The organism is Patescibacteria group bacterium, from assembly GCA_041651355.1.
Lineage (GTDB): Bacteria > Patescibacteriota > Patescibacteriia > Patescibacteriales > UBA12465 > JAPLVX01.
Window position 1 is genome coordinate 638,640 of sequence record JBAZJK010000001.1, and the last position, 25,291, is coordinate 663,930.

The 25,291-nt window shown below is 42.4% G+C and carries 28 protein-coding genes; 6 read left to right on the forward strand and 22 right to left on the reverse strand.

The annotated features are described in order from the left end of the window. Positions 1-11: 11 nt before the first annotated feature. The 3 genes from groL to WC441_03290 form a co-directional block, all read right to left on the reverse strand. A complete protein-coding gene (groL, locus tag WC441_03280; GenBank protein MFA5163526.1) occupies positions 12-1,679 on the reverse strand; it encodes a chaperonin GroEL in 1,668 nt (555 codons plus the stop codon). Positions 1,680-1,700: 21 nt separating this feature from the next. Next, positions 1,701-1,988: a co-chaperone GroES gene (locus WC441_03285; protein ID MFA5163527.1), complete on the reverse strand. Its 288-nt coding sequence runs from the start codon at positions 1,986-1,988 to the stop codon at positions 1,701-1,703. Positions 1,989-2,146: 158 nt separating this feature from the next. Continuing rightward, on the reverse strand, positions 2,147-2,989 hold the full coding sequence (locus tag WC441_03290) for a hypothetical protein (protein MFA5163528.1): 843 nt from the start codon (positions 2,987-2,989) through the stop codon (positions 2,147-2,149). Positions 2,990-3,148: 159 nt separating this feature from the next. On the opposite strand from WC441_03290, the gene WC441_03295 reads away from it, so the two are divergent. Then, positions 3,149-3,478: a nucleoside triphosphate pyrophosphohydrolase family protein gene (locus tag WC441_03295; GenBank protein MFA5163529.1), complete on the forward strand. Its 330-nt coding sequence runs from the start codon at positions 3,149-3,151 to the stop codon at positions 3,476-3,478. Positions 3,479-3,482: 4 nt separating this feature from the next. Further along, complete coding sequence (locus WC441_03300; protein ID MFA5163530.1) at positions 3,483-4,250, forward strand: undecaprenyl-diphosphate phosphatase; 768 nt, start codon at positions 3,483-3,485, stop codon at positions 4,248-4,250. A 68-nt stretch (positions 4,251-4,318) separates the two neighbouring features. Here WC441_03300 and WC441_03305 read toward each other — a convergent pair whose 3' ends face one another. Genes WC441_03305 through atpA form a run of 6 tightly spaced genes read right to left on the reverse strand, consistent with a single transcriptional unit; the run spans position 4,319 to position 10,055 of the window. Continuing rightward, positions 4,319-5,140 (reverse strand): hypothetical protein, encoded by an 822-nt coding sequence (locus WC441_03305; protein ID MFA5163531.1) that lies wholly within the window; start codon positions 5,138-5,140, stop codon positions 4,319-4,321. Between the two features lie 41 nt (positions 5,141-5,181). Beyond that, positions 5,182-5,619, reverse strand: coding sequence for an ATP synthase F1 subunit epsilon (gene atpC, locus WC441_03310; protein ID MFA5163532.1), 438 nt, complete (start codon positions 5,617-5,619; stop codon positions 5,182-5,184). Between the two features lie 7 nt (positions 5,620-5,626). Beyond that, on the reverse strand, positions 5,627-7,021 hold the full coding sequence (gene atpD, locus WC441_03315; GenBank protein MFA5163533.1) for a F0F1 ATP synthase subunit beta: 1,395 nt from the start codon (positions 7,019-7,021) through the stop codon (positions 5,627-5,629). Between the two features lie 29 nt (positions 7,022-7,050). Then, on the reverse strand, positions 7,051-7,572 hold the full coding sequence (locus WC441_03320) for an ORF6N domain-containing protein (GenBank protein MFA5163534.1): 522 nt from the start codon (positions 7,570-7,572) through the stop codon (positions 7,051-7,053). A gap of 2 nt (positions 7,573-7,574) precedes the next feature. Continuing rightward, the gene (gene atpG, locus WC441_03325; GenBank protein MFA5163535.1) at positions 7,575-8,525 is read right to left on the reverse strand and encodes an ATP synthase F1 subunit gamma; all 951 of its coding nucleotides are present in this window, start codon (positions 8,523-8,525) and stop codon (positions 7,575-7,577) included. A 9-nt stretch (positions 8,526-8,534) separates the two neighbouring features. Beyond that, positions 8,535-10,055: a F0F1 ATP synthase subunit alpha gene (gene atpA, locus WC441_03330; GenBank protein MFA5163536.1), complete on the reverse strand. Its 1,521-nt coding sequence runs from the start codon at positions 10,053-10,055 to the stop codon at positions 8,535-8,537. Positions 10,056-10,131: 76 nt separating this feature from the next. On the opposite strand from atpA, the gene WC441_03335 reads away from it, so the two are divergent. Then, positions 10,132-10,353, forward strand: coding sequence for a hypothetical protein (locus tag WC441_03335; GenBank protein MFA5163537.1), 222 nt, complete (start codon positions 10,132-10,134; stop codon positions 10,351-10,353). A gap of 64 nt (positions 10,354-10,417) precedes the next feature. On the opposite strand, the gene atpH is transcribed toward WC441_03335, so the two are convergent. The 13 genes from atpH to mrdA all read right to left on the reverse strand — a co-directional run bounded on the left by atpH (position 10,418) and on the right by mrdA (position 21,490). Then, complete coding sequence (gene atpH, locus WC441_03340; protein MFA5163538.1) at positions 10,418-10,819, reverse strand: ATP synthase F1 subunit delta; 402 nt, start codon at positions 10,817-10,819, stop codon at positions 10,418-10,420. A 1-nt stretch (position 10,820) separates the two neighbouring features. After that, positions 10,821-11,309: a F0F1 ATP synthase subunit B gene (gene atpF / locus WC441_03345; protein MFA5163539.1), complete on the reverse strand. Its 489-nt coding sequence runs from the start codon at positions 11,307-11,309 to the stop codon at positions 10,821-10,823. A 57-nt stretch (positions 11,310-11,366) separates the two neighbouring features. Beyond that, complete coding sequence (gene atpE / locus WC441_03350; GenBank protein MFA5163540.1) at positions 11,367-11,579, reverse strand: ATP synthase F0 subunit C; 213 nt, start codon at positions 11,577-11,579, stop codon at positions 11,367-11,369. A 61-nt stretch (positions 11,580-11,640) separates the two neighbouring features. Next, complete coding sequence (gene atpB / locus WC441_03355) at positions 11,641-12,501, reverse strand: F0F1 ATP synthase subunit A (protein ID MFA5163541.1); 861 nt, start codon at positions 12,499-12,501, stop codon at positions 11,641-11,643. 2 nt (positions 12,502-12,503) lie between these two features. Further along, positions 12,504-12,806, reverse strand: coding sequence for an AtpZ/AtpI family protein (locus WC441_03360; protein MFA5163542.1), 303 nt, complete (start codon positions 12,804-12,806; stop codon positions 12,504-12,506). A gap of 108 nt (positions 12,807-12,914) precedes the next feature. After that, entirely contained in the window at positions 12,915-13,772 is an 858-nt protein-coding gene (locus tag WC441_03365) for a TatD family hydrolase (protein ID MFA5163543.1), read from the reverse strand. A gap of 115 nt (positions 13,773-13,887) precedes the next feature. Beyond that, entirely contained in the window at positions 13,888-14,961 is a 1,074-nt protein-coding gene (dnaJ, locus tag WC441_03370; GenBank protein MFA5163544.1) for a molecular chaperone DnaJ, read from the reverse strand. A 59-nt stretch (positions 14,962-15,020) separates the two neighbouring features. Beyond that, positions 15,021-16,922 (reverse strand): molecular chaperone DnaK, encoded by a 1,902-nt coding sequence (gene dnaK / locus WC441_03375; protein MFA5163545.1) that lies wholly within the window; start codon positions 16,920-16,922, stop codon positions 15,021-15,023. 80 nt (positions 16,923-17,002) lie between these two features. Then, complete coding sequence (locus tag WC441_03380; GenBank protein ID MFA5163546.1) at positions 17,003-17,431, reverse strand: Hsp20/alpha crystallin family protein; 429 nt, start codon at positions 17,429-17,431, stop codon at positions 17,003-17,005. Positions 17,432-17,491: 60 nt separating this feature from the next. Next, positions 17,492-18,112 (reverse strand): nucleotide exchange factor GrpE, encoded by a 621-nt coding sequence (gene grpE / locus WC441_03385; protein MFA5163547.1) that lies wholly within the window; start codon positions 18,110-18,112, stop codon positions 17,492-17,494. 8 nt (positions 18,113-18,120) lie between these two features. Then, the gene (locus tag WC441_03390; GenBank protein ID MFA5163548.1) at positions 18,121-18,804 is read right to left on the reverse strand and encodes a hypothetical protein; all 684 of its coding nucleotides are present in this window, start codon (positions 18,802-18,804) and stop codon (positions 18,121-18,123) included. 90 nt (positions 18,805-18,894) lie between these two features. Beyond that, positions 18,895-19,386, reverse strand: a complete 492-nt coding sequence (locus WC441_03395) for a hypothetical protein (protein MFA5163549.1) — start codon at positions 19,384-19,386, stop codon at positions 18,895-18,897. A gap of 19 nt (positions 19,387-19,405) precedes the next feature. Then, the gene (gene mrdA, locus WC441_03400) at positions 19,406-21,490 is read right to left on the reverse strand and encodes a penicillin-binding protein 2 (GenBank protein MFA5163550.1); all 2,085 of its coding nucleotides are present in this window, start codon (positions 21,488-21,490) and stop codon (positions 19,406-19,408) included. 116 nt (positions 21,491-21,606) lie between these two features. On the opposite strand from mrdA, the gene WC441_03405 reads away from it, so the two are divergent. From WC441_03405 to WC441_03415, 3 genes are all read left to right on the forward strand, one after another. Beyond that, positions 21,607-22,275, forward strand: a complete 669-nt coding sequence (locus WC441_03405) for a response regulator transcription factor (GenBank protein MFA5163551.1) — start codon at positions 21,607-21,609, stop codon at positions 22,273-22,275. Between the two features lie 313 nt (positions 22,276-22,588). Next, positions 22,589-23,986: a HAMP domain-containing sensor histidine kinase gene (locus tag WC441_03410; GenBank protein MFA5163552.1), complete on the forward strand. Its 1,398-nt coding sequence runs from the start codon at positions 22,589-22,591 to the stop codon at positions 23,984-23,986. A 4-nt stretch (positions 23,987-23,990) separates the two neighbouring features. Beyond that, the gene (locus tag WC441_03415; protein MFA5163553.1) at positions 23,991-25,280 is read left to right on the forward strand and encodes a hypothetical protein; all 1,290 of its coding nucleotides are present in this window, start codon (positions 23,991-23,993) and stop codon (positions 25,278-25,280) included. The last annotated feature ends 11 nt before the right edge of the window (positions 25,281-25,291 follow it).

A 25,291-nucleotide genomic window follows, 5' to 3' on the forward strand; every position in this document is an offset into this window, starting at 1 on the left:
ATTAGCTAAGATTACATCATCCCCATATCTCCATAAGCTCCTTGGCCATGATCATGCTTATGCCCGCAAGACTTCTCTTCCGGCTTATCAGCAATAACAGCCTCGGTCGTTAGAAACATCATCGCGGCTGAAGCAGCATTCTCTAAAGCTGATCGGACTACTTTAGTCGGATCAACTATACCAGCCTTGATCATTTCCACAAATTCCCCGCTAGCGGCATTATAGCCCATGATATTTTTTGCTTTTTTGTTCTCCTCAATGATTCTCTGGAAGATCAGGGCGCCATCAACGCCGGCATTAGCCGCAATCATCTTGATCGGTTCTAAGATTGATTGATTAATAATCTTCTCGCCTACGCTGATTCCACTGGAATCCCTGAGTTCATTTTCAAACTTAAGAAAATCTCGACCATAGCAAGCAACCGCTAAAGCTAAGCCCCCACCAGGGACAACCCCCTCGGCGACTGCGGCCTTAGTTGCATTTAGAGCATCTTCGATGCGGTATTTCTTTTCCTTCATTTCTGTTTCAGTGGCCGCTCCCACTTTAATTACAGCCACTCCACCAGCTAATTTAGCCAAACGCTCTTGGAGTTTCTCTTTATCAAAATCAGAATCAGCCATTTCTTTTTCTTTACGAATAGCTTCGATGCGAGCCTTAATATCTTTTTCATCTCCGCGTCCTTCAACGATAGTAGTATTATCTTTAGCGGAAACGACTTTACGTGCCTGACCTAAGTCGCTAAGCTCTGTCTTGTCTAATTTCAAGCCTAAATCTTCAGAAATTACCCGACCCCCGGTTAAGACAGCGATGTCTTCTAACATCGCTTTCCGACGGTCACCAAAACCCGGAGCCTTTACACCCAAGACGTTGAAAGTTCCTCGTAATTTATTCAAAACAAAAGTAGTTAGAGCCTCGCCATCAATATCCTCGGCGATGATAACTAAATCCTTCTTGCCACTCTGGATAATTTTTTCTAAAAGAGGCAGGACTTCTTGGATAGAGCTGATTTTCTTATCAGTAATTAGAATATATGGATCAGACATTTCCGCTTTCATAGTGTCTTGGTTACTAATCATATAAGGAGAAATATAGCCCTTGTCAAACTGCATGCCTTCCACCACTTCTTTTTCTACTCCGAAAGATTGGCCTTCTTCAACTGTAATTACGCCTTCTTGACCGACGCTAGTCATAGCTTCAGAAATAATCTTGCCGATTTCCTCATCGTTAGCAGAGATAGAGGCGACTTGAGCGATTTCTTCTGGCGTAGAAATAGCCTGGCTTAAATTCTTCAGTTCACTGACAATCTCGGCTACTCGCTTCTCAATCCCCTTCCTGATTTCAATCGGGTTAACTCCGGCGGCCACGAGCTTTAATCCGTTCTGGATAATCGCTTGGGCCAAAACGGTGGCGGTAGTGGTACCATCACCGGCCGCATCATTAGTTTTAGAGGCAACCTCTTTAATAATGCTAGCACCGACATTTTCAAACTTATCTTCCAGCTCAATTTCTTTGGCCACGGTCACGCCATCTTTAGTGATAATCGGCGCTCCATAGCTTTTATCAATCACCACATTCCGACCCTTGGGGCCAAGAGTGACTTTAACAGCGTTAGCTAGTTGATCCACCCCGCGTTTTAAAGCTAGGCGGGCTTTTTCATCGAAAATTATTTGTTTAGGCATATTGGTAGATTTAAATTATTATTATTCAATAATTGCGATAATATCAGTCTCGCTTAAGACTAGATATTCTTCATCATCAACTTTAACTTCATCGGGAGAATATTTCTTAAAGATAACCTTGTCTCCGACTTTGACATTCATGGCTGCTAACTGGCCATTGTCTAAAATCCGTCCCGGGCCGACGGCGATTACCTCGCCTTTTTCCGGCTTAGCATCGCTGGAATCGGGCAAAACGATGCCGGACTTAGTCACATCTTCTTTTTTTAGAGCCTTAACGATGACGTTGTTGGCTAATGGTTTTAGGTTCATATTTTTATTTTTAATTAATAATTGCGCTTAGCAATCTAAAGCTAAGACTGCTAAACATTATAATATTCTATAGCTTCGGCGAACGGCTGTCAAGATATAAAAAAAGGGCCTGTTTTTGAGACAGTGCCCCTTTTTCAAGGATCGATATTTTTTCTTCTTTATAGGTGGATAAACAAGTATCCATTAATGCCACGGACTTCGTGGCAATAGGTCAGGACGAAAAGTCCGCCGCAATACTTATTCTTAAAGGACTTGATTCCGCCCCATTCGCCTCTCACGAGGTCTTTCTTTACCAGATCATATCCAGTATCACTGACTACTGAGTAGCCATGTCCCAGATCAACCTGGAGAAAATTGCTCACCAGATTGTCCTGGCGCCAGACAAAAACGTTAGAAACACGTCCGATGGTAGCAGTTAAGACCGTGCCCAGTTTCTTGTCGCCTTCATTATAGAAAGCGGAAGCAACGATCTTTTTGTATCCAATCTTGGCCTGGTATTCAGCCATTCCGTTTCTTTGGGCCACGCCGGCACCAATAGTCAGGTTATCATTAGCTTTATAGCTTGCCTTGGCACAAATTGCCATTCCGGGGATCTTGGACTCAGTCCAAGTCTCGAATTGACCACCAGCTGAAGTTGGCAGGGGACGCTGTTCGGTAACAAGGGTGCCCATATTCCCCAGGGAGATGGTGAGAGCCTTAGTCGGGTTGATAACCACGGAATACTGGTTCATGGCCCAGTCAGTCTTATTTGTCCTATCGTAGACCGACATAGCCTTGATGGCAAAGAAAGAGGATGGGCGCCAGGTAGCCAGAGCGCCAACACGGAAGTTGGTGGTGTTAGTAGCAGACAAGCTATCTACACTGAAAGAATTCCAACTGAGGGCTCCAGCATAGAGCTGGTTGATCGTAACCTCTTCGTCTACCTTGATATTTTCCATCTGGGCAAACAGGTTAGTAACGCTAATGAAAGCGAAAAGCGTGGCAACTGTGATTTTCTTCATGTTCTGGGTTTTTGTGTTTTATTGATTTATTTTTATCTAATTTTCAAAGAATAGTACTATTATATCACACTTACACGCTTTTGTCAATATACAGGAAAAGTTATTTTTGTAGTACAATAAATAGGCTAAAAACAGAAAAAATTTAAACATTATAATCATATGACTTTTAGAGAATACCAAGAGAACAGCCAAAAAACAGCCATCTACCCTAATAAAGGCAATAATTTTATCTACCCTACCCTGGGGCTATCCGGAGAAGCGGGCGAAGTAGCTGAGAAAGTAAAAAAAATAATCAGAGATAAAAATGGAGTGGTGGAAGAAATTGATAAAGAGGAAATAAAGAAAGAACTCGGGGATGTTTTGTGGTATGTTGCTCAAATTGCTTCTGAACTTAATCTCGACCTAGATTTGGTGGCTCAAACCAATCTTGATAAATTAATGTCCCGCTTAGAAAGGAATGTGATTGGCGGCAGCGGCGATAATAGATAAGTATATGACTTACATCCAAAGCTTGGTTTTAGGAATAATTGAGGGCTTAACTGAATTCTTACCCATATCTTCTACGGCACACCTCATGCTCGCCGGTGATTTCTTAAAAATCCCTAGTACAGAATTCCTTAAGAGCTTTAACATCTTCATCCAACTAGGCGCTATCCTGGCCGTAGTCATCCTTTATTTTAAAAGAATCATCAGTAATTGGCCTTTAGTAAAAAAGATAGCCGTGGCTTTTATCCCGACTGCCATCATCGGTTTCGCTTTATACAAGGTAGTGAAAATCTATCTTCTGGGAAATAACTATATCGCCGCCACCGCCCTTTTGCTTGGCGGAGTTGTTTTAATCTGGTTCGAAAAAAAATTCTACACCAAAGACAAAGCACTAAGCTCTGACATCAGCTACAAACAAGCCTTTATCATCGGCTGTTGCCAGGCTTTGGCCATCATTCCCGGCGTCTCTCGAGCTGGCGCCACCATCGTTGGCGGCTTGGCGCAGAAGATCGAGAGGAAAACAATGGTAGAGTTCTCTTTTATGCTAGCCATCCCCACTATGGCCGCCGCGGTCGGTTTAGATTTAATAAAAAGCGCTTGGAATTTTTCTCGTCCGGAAATATCCCTGCTAGGCCTAGGCTTTACGGCAGCTTTTATCACCGCTATCCTCGGGGTAAAATTCTTCATTAAGTTTATCCAAAAAAATAATTTCATCTCCTTCGGCTGGTACCGAATAATCCTCAGCTTGATAGTTTTTGCCTGGTTAATGCTGTAATAAGATATTTCCTATTTTAAAAACCCCTTTTTGAGGGGTTTTATAGTATCAAGAAAAAGACTCCTAGGCTAATTATTTTCTGGATCTCCGGGCCTAACGAAACCTTTAACTTGGACGCGGTCACCGAATTTCTGCACTGCTTCGCGTGCTAGCTTTTCCCATTCCGCTAAATCAGCATAATCATTGGCGGCGACAAAGATATAAAAAGGATGAGCCTGGTCAAAACGAGAACCAAAGCCATGGTCACCCAAAGCGATTCCGCTTAAAGTTTCCAATTCTGCCTTCATATATTCCGGACTGAACCCTAAACCGGCGCCAGTCGAAACAAAATGAGGCACCATGCCTTTTAAACTAGAAGAATCAAAACGTCCGCTTTGATCAAGAATTATGGCTCGCTCGTTATGGTTTTCGCTGGCCATCTCTTCCCGATTTAAAAATTCATACTCAGCCCCTAACTCTTCAGCTAACCTCTGCGCACAATAGACGCCGTAATCATCAGGACTACCTATGGTCGACGGGATCTCTTCCGGAGACAGGCTTCTCAGTTCGGAAAATTTCTTCGCCGCAGCACCACAATCAGCATGAGCGGTCACTTTTTTTATCTTGCCTTTATAAAGAGCGATGAATTTAGCCCTCTCTTCTTTCGGCAACAAGAGTCCTGAGCCCGCGATTCCGATCTTGCGTCCATCAAGCACCCGGCCGTCAGAACAGTCGATGGTATCTAGAGCTTCAGCGAAACTTTCAGAGAATCCCGGCAAGGATTCTAAAATTTTCTGGAGTTCTTCGCCCGCAGACAAGCGTTTAATGATTTCATTCTGGCTAGTTTCCGCCCAGCTGCGTTCAATCGAAACGCTGTCATGTTCGATCTGTTTGTCAATTCTCTGTTCCATAGTCTTGTTTTTATTTTTTACTGGCTAAATATTAATTTAATTTATTTAGAACTAGGTCGTAATTTTCGCCATTTATTCAGAGCTCTCTCTCGAGCTAATTCTTTTTCAATCCGAGCGGATAAATCGGTAAACTCGACATCTTCTTTGAATTTAGCGTTTTTCTTATTATCCTCGGCTTGCTGTCGGGCCAAGTTGATTCTTTCTTCATCTAAATCCTCGGCTCTCTCGGCGGTATCGGCTAAAATAACGATTTTATCTTTTAAGACTTCAATAAATCCTCCGGAAACCGACATGATCTCAATCGCCCCATCTTCTTTCTTTACCTCTAAGACCCCCGGCTTTAAGATGGAAACCAAGGGAATATGATCCGGCAAAATCGTTATCTCTCCGCTAGCCGTCGGAACGGTAGCTTGAAGGATGGCTTCCTTTAAAACCACTTTTTCCGGGGTCACGATTTCAAATCTTATAGTCTTAGACATAGGAGCTCTAATTAGATTCAACGCGGCCGACTTCCTCAATGCCGCCTACCATATAAAAACTATCCTCGGGCTTATCGTCGTGCTGGCCATCTAATATCTCCTTAAAGCCGCGGACCGTATCCACTAATTTAACATATTTACCGGGTCGGCCGGTGAATTGTTCTGCCACGAAGTTTGGCTGGGATAAGAATTTCTGGATTTTACGAGCGCGTGCGACCAGTAGCTTGTCTTCGGCTGATAATTCCTCCATGCCCAAGATGGCGATGATATCTTGCAGATCTTTATATCTTTGTAAAATTTTCTGCACGCCGCGAGCCACCTCATAGTGTTCTTGTCCGACGACTTTCGGATCTAAAATAATTGAAGATGAATCTAAAGGGTCTACCGCCGGATAAATACCCAATTCCGACAGAGAACGGGAAAGAACGACAGTCGAATCCAAATGGCCGAAAGTCGTAGCGGGAGCCGGGTCAGTCAAGTCGTCGGCTGGCACATAAACGGCTTGGATCGAAGTAATCGAACCGTTCTTAGTAGAAGTGATACGCTCTTGAAGTTCACCCATTTCAGTGGCCAAGGTCGGCTGGTAACCGACGGCTGAAGGCATACGGCCCAAAAGAGCCGATACTTCGGACCCAGCCTGGGTGAAACGGAAAATATTGTCTACGAAAAACAATACATCCTGATTCTTCTCGTCACGAAAATATTCAGCGATTGACAAACCGCTTAAAGCAACCCGAGCGCGTGAACCTGGTGGTTCGTTCATCTGGCCGAAGACCATGGATACCTTATCGATAACGCCACTATCTTTCATCTCGTGGAATAAATCATTGCCTTCCCTGGTTCTTTCCCCAACTCCGGCAAAAACAGAATAACCGCCGTGTTCGGAAGCGACGTTATGGATAAGTTCCATGATAACGACCGTCTTACCAACGCCCGCGCCACCAAACATGCCCACCTTACCGCCTTTAACGATCGGGCAGATTAAATCGATGACTTTAATGCCGGTTTCTAATATTTCCGTGCTATTTGACTGATCGACGAATTTTGGAGCCGAACGATGGATGGGATATTTTTTAACGGTCTTAGGCGTTTCTCCGCCATCTACTGCCTCGCCTAAAACATTAAAGATACGGCCCAAGGTCTCCTCGCCGACTGGAACAGAAATCGCCGCGCCGGTGTCAATCACTTTGTCGCCGCGCTTTAAGCCATCAGTCGAACCCATGGCCACTGTCCTGACTAGGTTAGAACCAATATGTTGTTCCACCTCTAAGACCAGCTTCTGACCCGGCCGTTCAATCTCTAAAGCATTAAATATTTCCGGTAACTTATCTTCAAAATAGACATCGACGACCACGCCGATTATTTGCTTGATGACTCCGGAATTTTGTTTAGAATCTTTCATAATATTAAAATTATTTTTATTGATAAAAGTTAAGCGGTAAAACCTTTGATTTCTTTACGTTTGACATTCTGGTTACCATAAATTAGGCGCTGAATCGCTTCCATAATTTCCCCTATCTTAACGTCCTGTCGACTATACCTTTTTTCCAAAACAGATAGGCGTTTATCTAATAATTCATAGGAAAAAGATAGTTTACGCATTAAAGTAAATACTCTCATAATAGCAATATTTGTCTGAACTGCTTTTTTGCTCTTTAAAATACTGGAAAGCATTAAAATCCCGTGCTCAGTAAAAACATAAGGCAAATATTTGATGTTAGAACCTCTTTTCAAGGTCACGATTTGTGACCTTAGACACCTGGATTCTTCCAGAGTTAATTGAAACATGAAATCAACTGGAAAACGATCAATATTTCTTTTAACTGCCTGATTAAGAACTTTTGTAGCCACGCCATACAATAAAGCCAAATCCTTATCTAACATAACCTTTTCATCTCTGATAACGAATATCTTATTCTCTATTAAATTTTTAGAAACCAAGCTATCTTTCATATTTATTCCGCCAAAGCATTCGCCCCGGCTGAAATTTCGGCAATCTCATTAGTAATACCGGCCTGACGGGCCTTATTATAGAACAGGGTTAGCTCTTTAGACATATCTTCGGCTGCTTCAGTCGCTTGGTGCATGGCGCTCATCCGAGCGCTATGTTCCGAAGCATTAGCTTCTAAAAAAGCCTGATACAGCTGGACTTCAATCAAGCGCGGAATCATCTTATCTAAAACCTCTCGAGGCCCGGGTTCAAAAGTATACTCATATGAATAATCTCCACCGCTTAGATGCTTCTTGTTTTTAGCGGCAATCATTTCTGGACTGGCCCCGACATTTGATTCTGAACTGACGATGCCTAAATATTGCTCAGTCTTTTCCGTTTCAATCGGCAATAACTGCTTGACACGAGCCACTTGCTTGGCCGGATTGATAAAATCAGTGTAGGCAACAAGAATCTTATCATATTTTTTATGAGCGTAATCGCTTAAAACCATTTTGACAATTGGATAGATCTCACTGGCATCTTTCAATAGTTCACTTTTTTCAAATTCAGCCGCGACCGTAAAATTCTGAGCATAAACCGCCTGACCGCGCTTGCCGGCTAAAATGAAATCCGTGGGGATAGGATGTTTAGTAATTGACTCTTTAGCTTTGTTGATCACCGCTGCGTTGTAACCGCCGCATAAGCCGCGATTAGCCGTAATCAGGATGATCGCTACTTTATTAATATTCTTTCTGGGCTTTAACAAAGGATGGATTGATTCATTGCGGCTCTTAGCGATGTTGGCCAAATTCAAAACCGTCTCCCAGCTTAAATTAGCATAAGTACGAGTCTTTAAAACAGCCTCGATAGCTTTACGCATCTTAGCAGCAGCAACCATTTCCATGGCTTTGGTAATCTTCTTGGTATTGCCAATGGATTTAAGGCGGCGGGAAATTTCCTTGGTTTTAGCCATAGTAAAAAATTAAAGCAAATAATCAAGCGTGGCCTTGTAATCTTCGACCAAAGATTTAATCTTATCTTCAATCTCTTGGTCCAACTCTTTCTTTTGATTAATCAATTTCAAAACTCCATCATTCAAATCAGCAAATTGATATAAGCCGGCTTCGAATTCTCTCACCTTGTCTACCGGGACATTATCCATCAAGCCGTTAATCAGGGAATAATAGATAATAACCTGCTTAGCCACTTCCAAGGGTTGATACTGGTCCTGTTTGAATATTTCATACAAACGCTTGCCTCTCTCTAATTTTTTCTTGGTATCTTCATCCAAATCGGAACCAAATTGAGCGAAGGCAGCGAGCTCGCGATATTGAGCCGCCTCTAAACGCATCTTGCCGGCCACCTTTTTCATGGCTTTGATCTGGGCGCTGGAGCCGACACGAGAAACGGATAAACCAGCATTTACGGCCGGACGGTTGCCTTGATAGAAAAGATCGCCTTCCAAGAAAATCTGACCATCGGTAATAGAAATAACATTGGTTGGAATATAAGCAGAGACGTCGCCAGCCTGGGTCTCAATAATTGGTAGAGCGGTAATCGAACCGCCGCCGTAATCCTTATTCAATTTACAAGCGCGTTCTAATAAACGGGAATGGAGATAGAAAACATCACCCGGGTAGGCCTCACGGCCTGGAGGGCGGCGGAGCAACAGAGATATTTCGCGATAGGCCACGGCGTGCTTGGATAAATCATCATAAATGATTAAAACATCTTCACCTTTATCTAAGAAATATTCAGCCATCGCGCAACCAGCATAAGGGGCGATATATAATAAGGAGGCGGAATTAGAAGCGCCGGCTAAAACGATGGTCGTATACTCCATCGCTCCGGTCTCAGTCAGTTTAGAAACGATGTTAGCTATTTTTGATTCCTTCTGACCGATGGCGACATAAATACATTTCATATTCTGCCCTTTCTGATTGATAATCGTATCGATGGCAATGGCTGTCTTGCCTAATTGGCGATCACCGATAATGAGTTCGCGCTGACCGCGACCGATTGGAATCATGGCGTCAATCGATTTGATGCCGGTTTGCACCGGCTCTTTAACTGAGGCGCGGGTAATAACACCGGGGGCAATTTTTTCTACCGGATAAAACTTATCAGTATCGACTTTGCCCTTGCCATCTAAAGGCTCGCCTAAAGGATTTAAAACCCGGCCAATAACCGCCTCGCCTACCGGTACTTCCAAGATCCTTTTAGTACAAAGTACTTCATCGCCTTCTTTAATAAGGGAATATTCACCCAAAATAATAGCTCCGACTAAATTTTCTTCTAAGTTAAGAGCAACCCCAGTTACCTCTCTCTCGGCGGTTTTAAAGATCAGAATTTCACTCATCATTGCCTCGGACAAACCAGAAATTAAAGCGATGCCGTCAGAGATCTTCAAAACTCTTCCGACACTTTTTTCTTTAATATCAGCCTTAAAATCTGCTATCTGAGATTTTATCTGCTCGACAATGAAATCTTTTGTACTTGACATATTATTTTAATTATTTTAATATTTGATTTTAATATCGATCCTTAAAAAACTTATCTCTCACCCTAATTCTATCAACATGAAAAATTCTAACATCTTTTTGATTTTGGCCGTCAGCTTCCTTGCCTTTGCTGTCGTGATAGGCATATTCGTAGGTAATCCCTATTCGAATGATCAAATCGCTAAAACGTTAAACTTCTCTTTAATAAAGGGTTTTATCATAATAGCGATGTTTATGGTTTCGCTAACTCTTCTCATCATTAGTGTTATTGAATCAAAAAAAGAAGAAGAGAAAGAATAAAAGAAAAAGGAAATGCCTCCCCGCGCCATTCCAACCCTCTTCCCCGAGGGTTTTTTATAAGAACTTATTTTTCCATCCTGACTTTCAAATTCTCTAAATTGCTTCTCAGGCTGCCATCGATAATCTTGCCTTCATACCTTAAGATAAAGCCGCCCAAAATCTTCTTATCTACCTTTTCTTCCAGCACTATCTTCTCAGAACCGGTCTTATCTTTTAAATAATCCATAACCATTTTCTTCGCTTCTCGTCCTAAATCCCGAGCGCTGGTAATTTCCGCTTTTAGCTCGCCTTCAGCCTGCTCCCATATTCTGGTTAATTCCTTGATAATTTCTCCAGCTTTGTTCAAATCCCGATTCTTAGACAAAAGCTGGACAAAATTAGAAATCGTTTCCTTGTTAGCGGCTGCGTTCTTCCCGGCAACTAATTCATATAACGCGGCCGCATACTGCTTGGAGCTGGTTTTCATATTATTTTACTAATTTTTTAATCAGGTCAGCATCTTTGGGGCTGTCCATCTTCTCGTTCAATAGTTTTTCTACGGTCATAACCACTAAGTCGGCCACTTCTTTTTTAATCTCTTTCAAGGTTTCCGCCTTCTCGTTTAAAATCTTAGCCTTTTCAGTATTAATAATCTGTCCAATTTCTTCTTTGGCTTTAACAATCATCTCATTCTTCTTTTCTTCCCCTCTCTTACCGGCCTCTTCGATGATAATGCCTGATTGTTTTTTGGCTTCATGGATGATTTCTTTCTGCTTGTCATCAGCTTCTTTCAATTTACGTTCAATCTCCTTGGCATCACTTAAACTCTTCTCAATCTTGGCGCTTCGTTCTCCCATCATCTTAATGATCGGCTTAAAAGCGAAAAAATATAAGACAGCAAAAACGATCCCAAAGTTAAGGGTTTGGGCGAGTAATAATTTAATATCGACGTGAAAGGTGGAAATTAATGATTCCATATGTTTGCTTAAATAATAAACTAACCTCCGCCCCCTAAGGGGCGTCTCGTTAAACTACTATTTAATACTGAAGGCAATGACTAAAGCGTAAATCGCGATCGCTTCAGCGAAAGCGGCTACCAGCAACATCGGAACTAAGATTTTACCAGCGGCTTCCGGGTTGCGGCCAATCGCTTCCATAGCTTTGGCGCCGATAAAACCGATACCTAAACCCGGGCCGATAGCACCGATACCGATAGCCAAAGCTTTGGCTAACATGATACTTTCCATAAAATATTGGGCGGCGGGAGCGAAAATATTCACTTACGTTCCAGCCGACTCTTTAATTTAATTAATGTTCTTCTTTTGTCGAATTAATAGTTAAATATGTCAAAATCAACATCATAAAGATAAGGGCCTGAATCAAGCCGACAATGACTTCTAAAAACATAAAAGGAATCGGGATGCCCCAGGCGAGAATCGCGGCCATCGAAGCTAATAGTACTTCGCCGGCAAAAATATTACCGAATAAACGGAAGGAAAGGCTAGCCACCTTAGCTAATTCGCCGATGATTTCAATTAAACCGACAAAAGCCTTAATCGGATTAACTAGCAGGACAGTCGGATCTTTTAATACTTTCTTGGGTATCTCTAAAAAAGCTTTGATATTGATAAATTTATTCAAATAATACCACCAGCCAGTAGCGATAACGCCGATGATATGACTGGCAACAACGCCGATGATAGCTAAAGCTAAAGTGGTATTTAAATCGGCTGTCCCGCCTCGAAAATAAGGGATAAAGGTTTCGTGGCCGTTCTCTAGAACTACTTGGCCAATAGAGCCGATACCAGGTAATATCCCTAACCAATTATTCAAAAGGATAAAAAAGAAAAAAGTTAGGGCCAGAGGGGCAAACATTAATGATTTCTTGCGGGAATTAGTCACCCCGTCAAACATATTTAAAAAACCTTCAAAAATTATTTCTAAACCGTTCTGCAAACCTCGGGGCACTAGCCTGATTTTTCTCCTTACTAAAATACCAAAGATGATGACGACTAATAAAACTAACCAGGAGTTAAGCAAAGAATTGGTAATGGGGAAATTACCGACATGAGCAATCGGCTCAGCGTATAAAGTATGCTCATGACCAGTCTCGCTGGTCGTTTCCTGGTTGATATTAGTATTCTCGTTTTGTTCAGAAACTGAGGACATAGTTAATTTTGTTCTTTATAATTATCATCTGATGTTTTTTCTGCCCGCTGGTCCAGTTTGCTTTTATATTCTTCATCGATCTTCTTAAATTCCTTAAGGGCCTTGGTAATCAAACCGTACATTGAGACCAAGAAACAAAAACCCAGCACGCTTAAAAATAGCCAGGGTTCGGTCCCGTATCTTCGGTCAAGCCATCTCCCTAAAAAAGTGCCGATTAAAACGGGAAAGGCTATCCAATAGGATAGGTTGATAAAAATCTTAAGGGCGTGAGACCAATCGTTCTTAGGATTATTGCTAGCAGGCATAAATTCCTATCAAAATAAAAAAGGCGCGTTTGTCCTTGTTTATTTTTACCAAAATATTGAAATAAACCCTACCTTTTTTATATCGCAAACACGGAAATAAGTCAATGATTACAGCCTAAAAAGCGCCCTAGCGTTAGCGAAGGTCTTATCAGCCACCCTCTCTATCGGCAAACCCTTAATGTCAGCGATCCTTTTAGCCACATATTGGACAAAAAGTGGCTCATTTCTCTTTCCCCGGAAAGGCTCGGGCGTCATATACGGGGCATCAGTTTCGATCATTATCCTATCCAAAGGGGTTTTCCTGATTAAATCATCCCATTGCTGGCTAAAAGTTACCAAGCCGGTAAAGGATATCATTAGGCCTAGGTTGAAGTACTTCCAGGCTAAATCTTCATCTCCAGAGAAGCAATGAATCACTCCCCAAGGGCGGTCGCTGGGCAGAGACCTGCTATATTCTTTTTTAAAATCTGTCAAGATAGCTAAAAGATCGTCATGAGCCTGACGGCAATGGATGATTACTGGCAAATCGAGGTTCTGAGCCAATAATAATTGCTGGACAAACACCTGCTGTTGTTTATGCTTGATGGCCGGCAAATCGCCGCTAGGATCCAAGTGATAATAATCTAATCCTATCTCCCCAATAGCCACGGCTTTTTCAAATTTCGCCAATTTCTCATAATTATCATAATTAAACTCTTCGGCCCGAGCGATAAAATTATATTCCCCCTCACCGTTCTCGTCATCATTTTCCACCCTCATATCCTCTAAATGGATAGGGTGCAGGCCGACGGCCGCATAGACCCCCCGCTGATACTTATTAGCATAACTCAAAGCTCGGTTAGAAGTCTTATACTCGGAACCGACCAAGATCATCCAAGTATTATTATCCAAAGCGCGATGGATCACTTCATCAGCGTCATCTTTAAAAGCGGCGAAATTCAAATGGCAATGGGTATCGATTAACATAAGCAAAAAATATTCTTCTTAAAAAACAATCTAATTTTAACATATAGAACCCACCCGTCAACCAGGGAAAAATAAAATCCGCTTTAGGAAAAAGCGGAATTTAATATCAATAAAATTATAGACCTAACTCTAACAAAGTCTGCTTCTGCTTCTTGCTCAGATTGGTCGGGGTTTTTATCAAGACACGGACATAATGGTCACCTTGACCACGGCCGTGCAATTTGATTACCCCTTTATCTTTAAGCTTAAAAACTGTTCCTGACTGCGTTCCTTCGGGAATCTTTAGTTTCAGGGGACCATGGATAGTTTCCACTTCAAGCTTATCACCTAAGGCTGCCTGGACGAAGCTGATCTTTTCTTCCGTTTTAATGTCATAGCCTTCCCTTATAAATTTCTTGTGCGCAGACACTTGGATCTTTAAATAAAGGTCGCCGGCCGGAGCGCCTTTCGGTCCGGCTTCTCCCTGACCGCTGAGACGGATAGATTCGCCACTATTAATCCCAGCCGGAATCTTGACCTTGATCTTAACCGTATCCTTCACTTGGCCGCTACCATGGCACCTAGAGCATTTCTGACTAGGGATCTTGCCCTCGCCTTGGCAATTAGAACAAAGCGCCTGCGTTTGGATATTACCCAAGATCGTACGCTGAACCTTGCTAACCCGACCGTGGCCATGGCAGACGGGGCAGGACTCAATCTTTGTCCCTGGCTCCGCTCCTTGCCCCTGGCAATGGCGACAGGTAATAACCTTGGGAAAATTCAATTCTTTTTCTAATCCAAAAGCGGCCTCTAAGAAATCCAAATTTAGAGCCATTTCTAAATCGCGACCGCGAGCAGGACGACGAGCCGACTGACGGCCACCAAAACCGAACATATCACCAAAACCACCAAACATTTCACCTAAATCTTCAAAATCAAAGTTAACTCCGCCCTGAAAACCTTCAAATCCAGAAAAGCCGCCCATGCCACCGGCTTGGCCATATTGAAAATTAGAGCCGAACTGGTCATATTGCTTTCTTTTGTCGGGATTACCTAAGACTTGATAAGCCTCATTATACTCCTTGAATTTTTCGGCGCTGCCGCCTTTATCCGGATGGTGTTCGTGAGCCTTCTTGCGAAAGGCCTGCTTAATCTCATCCTGACTGGCATTCTTGTCCACTCCTAATATATTGTAATAGTCCTTAGACATATTTCATGCGTCCAATAAATTACCCCTCAAAAGAGGGGTAATTAAAAAATAAGTAATTATTATTTCTGTTCCTCGACTTCGCCCTCGACGACGTCATCCTTCTTATCGTTATTATCGTTAGCCGTTTCCGCGTTACTGGTAGTACCAGCTGGATTAGCACCAGGCTGTTGATACATAGCCGCGCCAATCCGCTGTGCAACCGTATTCAAATCTTCCATATGCTTTTTCATCTCATCATATTGCTCGCTATCTTTGATTTTCTTTAAAGCCTCAACCTTCTCTTCTAATTCCTTCTTATCTTCGGGCTTCATTTTGTCGCCAGACTCCTTGAGCATTTTTTCCATAGTGAAAACAACGGCATCAGCTTGGTTTTTAATCTCGATGTTTTCCTTTTTCTTCTTGTCTTCTTCGGCATGAAGCTCGGCTTCCTTCTTCATTCTCTCAACTTCTTCCTTCGATAAACCGGAAGAAGCGGTAATGGTTATTTTCTGCTGCTTGTTAGTCGCTTTATCGGTGGCGGAAACATTCAGGATGCCGTTAGCATCGATATCGAACACAACCTCTACTTGGGGCACCCCGCGAGGCGCGGCCGGAATTCCGTCTAAGATAAAGCGGCCGAGGGTCTTATTATCGTGAGCTAAAGGACGCTCTCCTTGGACGATATGGATCTCTACGCTAGTCTGACTATCGGCTGCCGTCGAAAAAACTTGGGATTTAGAGGTAGGAATGGTCGTGTTGCGCTCAATCAAAGGGGTGGCTACTCCACCCAAGGTTTCAATGCCTAAAGTCAAAGGAGTAACATCAAGCAATAAGACATCCTTAACATCCCCTTGGAGAACGCCAGCCTGTACAGCGGCGCCTAAGGCGACTACTTCATCCGGGTTAACGCTTAGATTCGGTTCTTTACCGAAGAATTCCTTAACCTTCTGCTGGACTAGTGGCATACGAGTCATGCCTCCGACCATAATAATCTCATTGATTTCATTCATCTTAAAACCGGAATCAGCCAAAGCTTTCTTACAGGGCTCAATCGTTGCCGCCACTAAATCACCAACCAGCTCTTCCAATTTCGCCCGGCTGATTTTAAGCACTAGATGCTTCGGGCCGTTTTGATCGGTCGTAATAAAAGGCTGATTGATTTCGGTTTCCAGGGTAGTTGATAATTCGATCTTGGCCTTTTCCGCTGACTCCTTAATCCTTTGTAAAGCCAGGGTATCGTTGGATAGGTCTATGCCCTGATCTTTTTTAAATTCCGCGATTATCCAGTTAATCAAACGCTGATCGAAATCTTCGCCGCCTAAATGAGTATCACCATTAGTGGCCTTGACTTCAACCGTATCGCTAGAAATATCTAAAACCGAGACATCAAAAGTACCGCCGCCTAAATCATAGACGACTATCTTCTGGCCCTGTTTCTTGTCAAAACCATAAGCTAAAGCGGCTGCCGTCGGTTCATTAATTATCCTTTTAACTTCCAAACCGGCAATCTGACCGGCATCTTTGGTGGCCTGCCTTTGTGAATCGTTGAAATAGGCGGGGACGGTAATGATTGCCTCGCTTATCTTTTCTCCTAACTTAGCTTCAGCGTCAGCCTTGAGCTTGGCTAAGACCATAGCAGAAATTTCCTGGGGAGTGTATTCTTTTTCATTCATTAAAACCTTAACGCCTTCACCAGCTTGTACGATCTTATAAGGAGCGGTCTTGGTGTCGCGTTGGACCTCTTCATCATTAAAATGACGGCCAATTAGACGCTTAATCGCATACACGGTATTACTCGGATTGATTACGGCTTGGCGTTTTGCATTCTGGCCGACCAAGCGTTCGCCGGTTTTAGAGATAGCCACGACTGAAGGCGTAGTCCGGTTACCCTCAACATTCTCGATGATCTTAGGAGCACCGCCTTCCATGATAGCCATGGCAGAATTAGTGGTACCTAAATCGATTCCTAAAATTTTTCCCATATTATTTATCTTAAATTAAATTATTAAATACTTTTGATTTCACGGCGCCCGGCCTAAAGCTGGCGCCGGACAAATCAAAATTATTTCTTGCTCTGGATCTTAATCGTCTTGGCTTTAGCTTCGATCATTTTTGGGATGCTAACCTTCAAGACGCCATCCTCATTAACGGCTGTAGCCTTATCACCATCAACCTTAGTGGGCAGAGAGATGGAACGGAAGAATGACCCGCGCCTGATTTCCTTGCGATAATAGTTCTTATCATCAATCTCGCTCTTTTTCTCGCTCTCGCCCTTGATCGTCAAGACATTATTCTCAATGGAAACGTCGACTTTCTCTGGATCGATGCCACCCAACTGGGCTTCAACGACCAAGTTATCCTTATCTTCATAAACATCCAGGGCAGGAGTAAAGCCGAATTGGCTACCCCGAACGCTCGGCAACATGGATTCCATTTCTTTATCCATGTCGTCAAACTCTTGGAAAAAAGGTGTCCATTTTATAAGTGACATAGATTTTTTACTTCGCTTTTAAAACTGTGGTCAGTAGATAAAAGCGAATCATATAATTAATTATTCAACTACTACTTTAGCGGGCCTGATAACCTTGCCGTGCAAGGTATAGCCGCTGGATAATTCTTGCTTGACTAAATCGCCAGCGCCCTCCATCGCTTCCATCTGGCTATGATCGAATTTTTCTCCGACCGTCTTTATTTCCTCAACGCCGTAAGCCGCTAAAACTTCCTTGAACTGCTTGGCAACATGACGGACGCCTTCTAGCCAGGGGTTTTCGGACTCTTTAACGTTCGAACCGGCCAAAGACATTTTAAGATGATCATAGACTGGCAAGATATCTTGTAAAAAATTATCTAGAGCGTATTTAACGAATTCTTGCTTTTCTTTGGCGGTTTGCTTGGTTAAATTGTGGTAATCAGCCAAAGCACGCTTATATTTATTCTCCCAAGAATCCTTAACATCATCTTCTCCTAAAAATTCAAAACGATCCTTTAGTTCGCCCTCGATTTCCACCTGCTCTAAAAATTCTGCCTGTGGCCTGACCCAAATTTTACTTTCATCCTTCAAGTCTTGATAGACGACTAAGCGGCTCTGGTCTTCAGAATCCTGAGCCAAATTTAGAACTTGATATTCATTACCTTTATAATGGCGATAGCGGCCGATTTTTACCTCTGTCATAAAATTGATTAAGCAAACTTATTTTTTATAAACTCCACGAGGGCAAGATTGCGAGCGTAGTCCATTCTCATCGGGCCTAAAATACCAAATAGCCCGCTTTGCTTATTGCTCTTATATTTAACCAACACCGTGCTTAAGAAAGCTCCGAAAGGATTCTTTGAGCCGATCAAAACCTGTTTGCCGTTTTCAAAGTCTTCAAACACGTCCCCGATAATCTCCTCTAAACGGTCGATTATTTCTGAAACATCACATACCATATCCAAGCGCGTAAATTCCGGCTGGGAAAAAAGATTAGATAAGCCAGTGTAATAAAGATCGTTCTTATGGAAAGCCCAGAAGACCGCGCCGTTGGAAAGATCAGCTATCAACTTAGCGGTTTGACGGAAACTGGCTTCATTATTACTAAAAGAACTTTCCAAGGCTTTACGTTCTGCTTCCTTCAAGTCTTTTTTCTTGCGGCTAGAGGTTAATTCCAACTCATAAGCGGCTTCGGTCGGAACGCGACCAGCGGAGGTATGGGGTTGGAAAATATAGCCCTCGTCCTCAAGTTCCATCAGCTCGTTCCGGACGGTGGCCGGAGAGATATCTAACTTATATTTTTCCACCAAGACGCCAGAAGATACGGGTTGGGCCGTCTTGATATATTCTTTCACGAGAGTTTGTAGAATTATTTTTTTCCTATCGGAAATCATAATTTTATGGCTAATTATAGACTTGCTTATTATATAAAAAAATTAGCACTCATGTCAAGAGAGTGCTAAATAAGAAAGTTAAGCCCTTAATTATAGGCCTAATTCGGCCTTTAATTTCAAATTTTCCTCCCATTGGGCCTGGCTTAGCAAGTTGTGAGCCAGGAAGTCTTCTTGGCGACGATAGATGAAAGAGTAGAAGCGCCAAGGATAATGATTGATTATAACATCAGAGAAAAGATGTACGGTCATAGCCGCCGCCAAAACCAAAATAAAGACCCTGATCTTATGTTTGGCCTTTAGTAAGAGAGCAACCAAAAATAAAGCAGCGACTAATTCCCAGGCGTGAAAGATCAGATAAATGGTATCGCTTTTCAAGAATTGCCAACCCGACAGAAAACGGGACAAGCTGAAATGAAAACCGAAAACGAAAAAATATTCGAACACATGGTCGAGGTCAATCAAAAAACCTCCCAGAAAACCGGCTAATAGACCAATTTTTACCAGCTTAAAATACTTCCCTAAAAGATAGCCGCTAATTAAAGCCAAGGAAAAATGAATAAAAAGATGCAAGCTTAAAGGCATAAAAAATAAATTACTTTTGTTAGTTTGGCGCAGCCCCCGCCTTTATCTTCTTATTATAGAAATACCAATCCAAGACTTCGCGGGCGATCGGAACCGCGATCGTACTCCCCTCGAGCCCTTCTTCAACTAAAACTGTAATGACTATTTCCGGTTTTTCATAAGGTGCAAACCCGGTAAACCAAGCGTGCGGGGCGCCGGTGCTCGACCATTGGGCTGTCCCTGTCTTGCCGGCCGCGCTAACCGGCAGAATGCCTAAACTACGGGCACTGCCGGAAGTAACCGTCTGACGCAAGCCTTCGCGAACTATCTTTAAATTTTCCGAACTTATGAAATCCCGACGCAATATCTCGGGCTTAATTTCTCTCTGCAAGGAATTATCCTCATTCAGAACCCCTTTGACCAGGTGTGGCTTATACAAGGTGCCATTATTGGCGACAGCTGCCGTAAAATTGGCCACTTGGAGCGGAGTGACCAAGACATCGCCTTGGCCGATGGCGAAATGATAGGTATCACCGATATACCAAGGTTCATCTTTCAACTCTTTCTTCCAAGCGGCAGTGGGCACGAAACCGCTAGCTTCACCCGGAAGGTCAATACCAGTCTTGCTACCCAAGCCGAACCAGCGCGAATACTTTACTAAACGTTCAAGCCCTAAACCAGAGAAATCATTATAGCCGCCACCGATATAATAGAAAAAAGTGTTGACTGATTCGGCCAAAGCCTTACGGACATTAGTTAAACCGTGACCGCCAGCTTTCCAATCAGGAAAAAACCACTGCCCGATTCTGAGCCCGCCGTTACTGACGAAGCTAGTGTTTTCATCGATGACTTTTTCTTGCAAGGCGGCGGCGGCGATCACTAATTTAATGGTCGAGCCCGAAGGAAACTCGCCACTGATCGCCCGGTTATACAAGGGACGATCGGGATCATTTAAAAATTTCTGATATTCTTCTTGGTTAATACCTCGGGAAAATATATTATTATCATAGGCTGGCCAGCTGACTAAAGCTAAGACCTCTCCATTGTTGGGATCCAGGGCGATGACTGAGGCTTTTTTCAAACCAGCTTTCTTGAGATAAGCGTCTAATACGTTTTCTATTTTTTTCTGCAAGTCCAAGTCAACTGATAAGAGAAGATTAACTCCGTCTTGAGCGGCTGTTTCATTGATAACCTTCTTCTCTTTGCCTAAAGCGTCGACTTCGATATTCTTTTGCCCTGGCTTACCCTTCAATTCTTTTTCCCAGCTATACTCTAGGCCAGATTTACCCGTATAATCAATCAAGGAATAATCTGCACCGAGGCTTTCCAGTTCTTGCTGGTTAATCTTGCCCGTATATCCCAGGACATGGGATAAGCTGCGCGGGCCAGATTGACTAAGATCGATCTCCCCTACCCCTAAATATTGGCGACGGATTTTGCTAGATAAAAATACGCCTGGCAGGCTATCTATTTCTAGGGCCAAGCTGATTGCCTTGTCATACTCAATATTGTCTGCGATAAAAAGCGGTTGATACGATTTCATCGAACCGAGACGTATTTCTGACAAGGATTCCTTTATCTGATAAAAAGATGGGCTATCGGAAATAAGGGTTAAATTATTTCCAGGACCGCCAATATTATTTGCTGACTCCTGAGAACCTTGATCTAAAATCTTGGCCACCCGGCGGATGACTTCATCCCGATCTAATTCGTTGCGCGGCAAATCAATCGGTTTTAAATATAAGACGAAATTGGCTTGATTGCGCACCAGAGGCTTCATTTCACGGTCATAAATAATGCCGCGCCTCGGCTCTAGACTTTCTATGCGTAAACGATTACCCTCCGCTAAAAGGTAATAGTAATCATTCTTGATAATCTGTAACCAAGCCGCCCGAGCTAATAATAAGCCTAAAAGCAATATTCCAGCGGCAACAACCAGGCGCAAGACTGATAAATTAAAAGTTAAACCTAAAACCGGCTTGGATTTACCTCGGGAAGAAAAAAAGGAATGTTCTGTCCAGGTAGTATGATAATATGAATCTTTAAGTTGCCCAAAACTAAACTTACCTTCGCTAATGACAAAGGGCCCCTTGTTATTATTCTGATATAGACGCTGCTTAGCCATATAAAGCCTTTTAATAATATTAACTTGATTTACAGGTAAAAGCAAACCGCTTGAATTTGCTAGTCAGAAAAAATTAGGCTAAAATTTTAATGTTTTTGCCTAAACTATTTCAAGCTATGAAAATCCTCCTAATAGAAGATGACCCGGAAATCAGCCAGCTATTAAAGGCCAGCCTTAGGGCGGCTAATTTTACCGTAGAAATAGCCAGTGATGGCGAACGAGGATCGTTCCTAGCTAGGGTGAATAAATATAAATTGATTATTCTTGATTACAACCTGCCAAAAATGGACGGCTTGGCTGTTTGTCGAGAAATACGTAACGAAGATAGAGAGACACCGATAATTATGTTGTCCGTCCGCTCAGAGATTAAAGATAAGCTAGACTTATTCCAAGCTGGCGTAGACGACTACCTGTCTAAACCCTTCTCTTTTTCCGAACTCCTAGCTCGCATCCAGGCAATCTTAAGAAGGCCAAGAAAAAGACAAGATGAAATGATCCGGGTGCAAGATATAGAACTGAACCTAGACACGAATATCGTCAAACAGGGCGGCAAAGAAATTTATCTAGGTAATAAAGAATTTGCCCTACTGCGCTACCTATTAGAACGGCCCAGTCAGCTTATTTCTCGGGAAATGATCAGAGAAGAAGTTTGGGGTGATAATTGCGATCCTTTCTCAAATACCATCGAAACCCACATTCTGAAACTCCGGCGAAAACTGGACAGGGGCCACAGACTCATCACCACTATCCCTGGACGAGGCTATCGATTGAATAGTGACATTTAAGAACCGCCCTGTCTTTTGGCGGTTTTTTGATTTTAAAAATAATTTAAATATAATTTAAGCGGCCGATAGTATAATAGAATAGTTAAGCGCCCAAAAAAAATTTGCTAACTAAAGGTCGAAGCAAATAAAACCAGACGCTTATCCTAATTTAATAAATTATGACCGCTATTATCCAAAAAATCCTCAATTCGCCGCGGACTCGTTCCCTGACAGCCATCAGCGCTTTGATCGCCGCCACCTTTAGCGCCGGCACGCCCTGGCGGGATTAGGACATCCAAGCTTCCGAGCTAGCCGGAAGCTTGGATAGAACCCTATGTTCCTAACAATGAACAATCTTAAAAGATTCCTGGATGCTATAATCCAAGCGAAAAGCGATAACGAAAACCAAAGACGGCAAACCCTGATTTTAAATATCCTTTTATTGAGCTCAATCATCCTCCTTATCGGCATCAACTTCATCCGCATCCTTGATATCATCCAATCAGGCAGCGATCGTGGCTTGCCCCTAGGAGTCACTATTGCAATCCTCTTATTTTTTATCGGGCTTCTATACCTATCAAATCTTGGTCGCGCGCGTCTGGCCACCTATCTATTTATTAGCGCTTACTGCCTGCCAACTTTTTATTTTGCCTACCGTTGGGGGACGGACTTGCCGGCCGTATTATTATTGTCGGTTCTAGTCATTATTATGTCCGGCGTCTTGGTCAGCGCCAAATTCGCCTGGATAAGCACCGGGGCGATATCCATAATATTATTCACCTTAACCAATCTACAACTCAAAGGCCTGATTCTAGTTAACTCTTATTGGCGATCTGAAAAACATGAAAAAGAGGATATGATTGCTTATATTATTATCTTTGGAGTAATCGCCGCGGTCGCCTGGCTTTATGCCAGAGAGATTGAAAAATCCTTAAAAAGAGCACGCTCATCCGAACATGATTTAAGGATGGAAAGAGATTCCTTAGAAATTAAGGTTCAGGAAAGAACCAAACAAATCAGGGAATTAGAGATGGAAAAGATTACCCAACTTTACCGTCTAGCCGAATTCGGGAGACTCTCTTCTGGAATCTTCCATGATCTGATTAACCCCCTAACGGCCGTAAGCCTAAGTTTGGAGAAAATTAAAAATGATCCCGAGTTTCAAGTAACCAATAACCATCTGGAACAAGCTTTCCGAGCCACCAGCCGAATGGAAAATTTCATCCAAAGCTTAAAAAAACAAATATTAGGAACCAAGAGTAAAAGATATTTCTTGGTGACTACTGAAATCAAAGAAACTTTGCAGATACTAAACCATAAGCTGACTAAAGCCCAGATATCTTTGGATCTTGTTGCTCCCGATGAAATCCAATTATATGGAGACCCTCTTAAATTTAGTCAAATTATTGCTAATCTTATATCTAACGCCGCTGAAGCTTGCCTAGCGACTAATGATAAAAGCCGAAACAAAATTAAATTGATATCTTCAGAAAAAGAAGGATGGATAAAGATAGAGATTTCTGATAATGGCACCGGCATCAAACCAGAACATAAGGAGGAAATCTGGAAAGCCTTCTTTTCCACTAAACAAGGTGACGATTGCGGCTTGGGGATTGGCTTAGCTTCAGTAAAAAATATCATTGAAAAAGACTTTTCGGGAAAAATAGATTTTACATCCAGTCCTCAAGGGACCAGATTTATCCTAGAGTTCCCTCGCCTATCTAAAGCCTAACCCTATGAAAACAAAAAATCAGAGACGGCCCGAAAAACCGGCCCTTATTTTTAGTTTGGAATCGCTTTTAAATAATCTGGGACGGCAAATAAGAACTAAAAGAGAAATTAAACCAGAACAGTGGCCCTTAATCCTAAAAGTTTTAACTGACAACGAAGTCTCACCCGGCGGCCCATATTATAATATAAACAAAGAAATCGACCCGGTCTTAAACCTTAGAATTTTTAACTTTCTAAAAAGCCAAGGAATAATCTTGCCAAAATTAGAAAAATTTCTTAACCAGGATCCACGGAAAAAAAATTCAAAAAAAATCATCCCAGCAGAAAAATTAAGCCCGGATGAATCTAAAATTTATCGTACAATCCATCGCCAAATCAGCCGTGACCTGAAAATCTGGCCTCAAATAATAAAAGCCAGGGGCCGGCAAGAATGGCTAGAGCTAGGCAGAAGTAATCAAGCTAGAGAAATTATCCTCCTGCCCCTCTGGTTTATTAAATCTTTGGGTATAGATTTAAACCAAAGATGTTGCGATCTAGCAGAAAACTTAGGCCGAGCCAATTTTTATCTCTGGCTTGCTTATAATATATACGATGACATTTTAGATGAAGGGATTGATGCTTCTTTGCTGCCTATTGCTAATCTGGCCTTCAGGAATTTTGTGGCCATACTGCAAGGACAAAAACTTAGTCCTGCTTGGGATAATTTCTTTCACAAACTAATCAACGAACTAGAAGCCCAAAACTACCAAGAGTACCACTTTTCTAAACAATACTTTAAACAGCCGATAACCCTTCAAAAAAAATTGAACTTCGAAAAATTAAGCTCCGGCTTATACAAAAAATCTATTGCCCACGCCGCTGGCCCCCTGGCAATACTATCATTCCTTAAGGTTTCTCCTGGAACCAAAGAATTTAGAATAATCTTTTCTTTCTTTAAAAACTATCTCAACGCCCGGCAACTTGATGATGATGTCCACGACTGGGAGTCTGATCTAAAGAGAAAAAAGGCCACCCCGACTCTGATATTTCTAACACAAAAAGCGGCTAACCAAGCCAAGAATGATTTGGACCACAAACATCTTAGAAAGATAATGTTTGAAATTGCTCTGCCCACCATAAATATCCAACTAGCTAAATTCATAAAAGTAGCCGACCAAAATCTAAAAAATTCCACACTGATAAAACAAAGAGCTTATTTAAAGCGCCTGATCGAACCATTGTCTGAAAATATGGCTCGGACGGAAAGCTTGAGGTCCGACTTGCTGAAATTCAAAAATGCTTACCAAGGATTTTAGCGTTAGCGCCT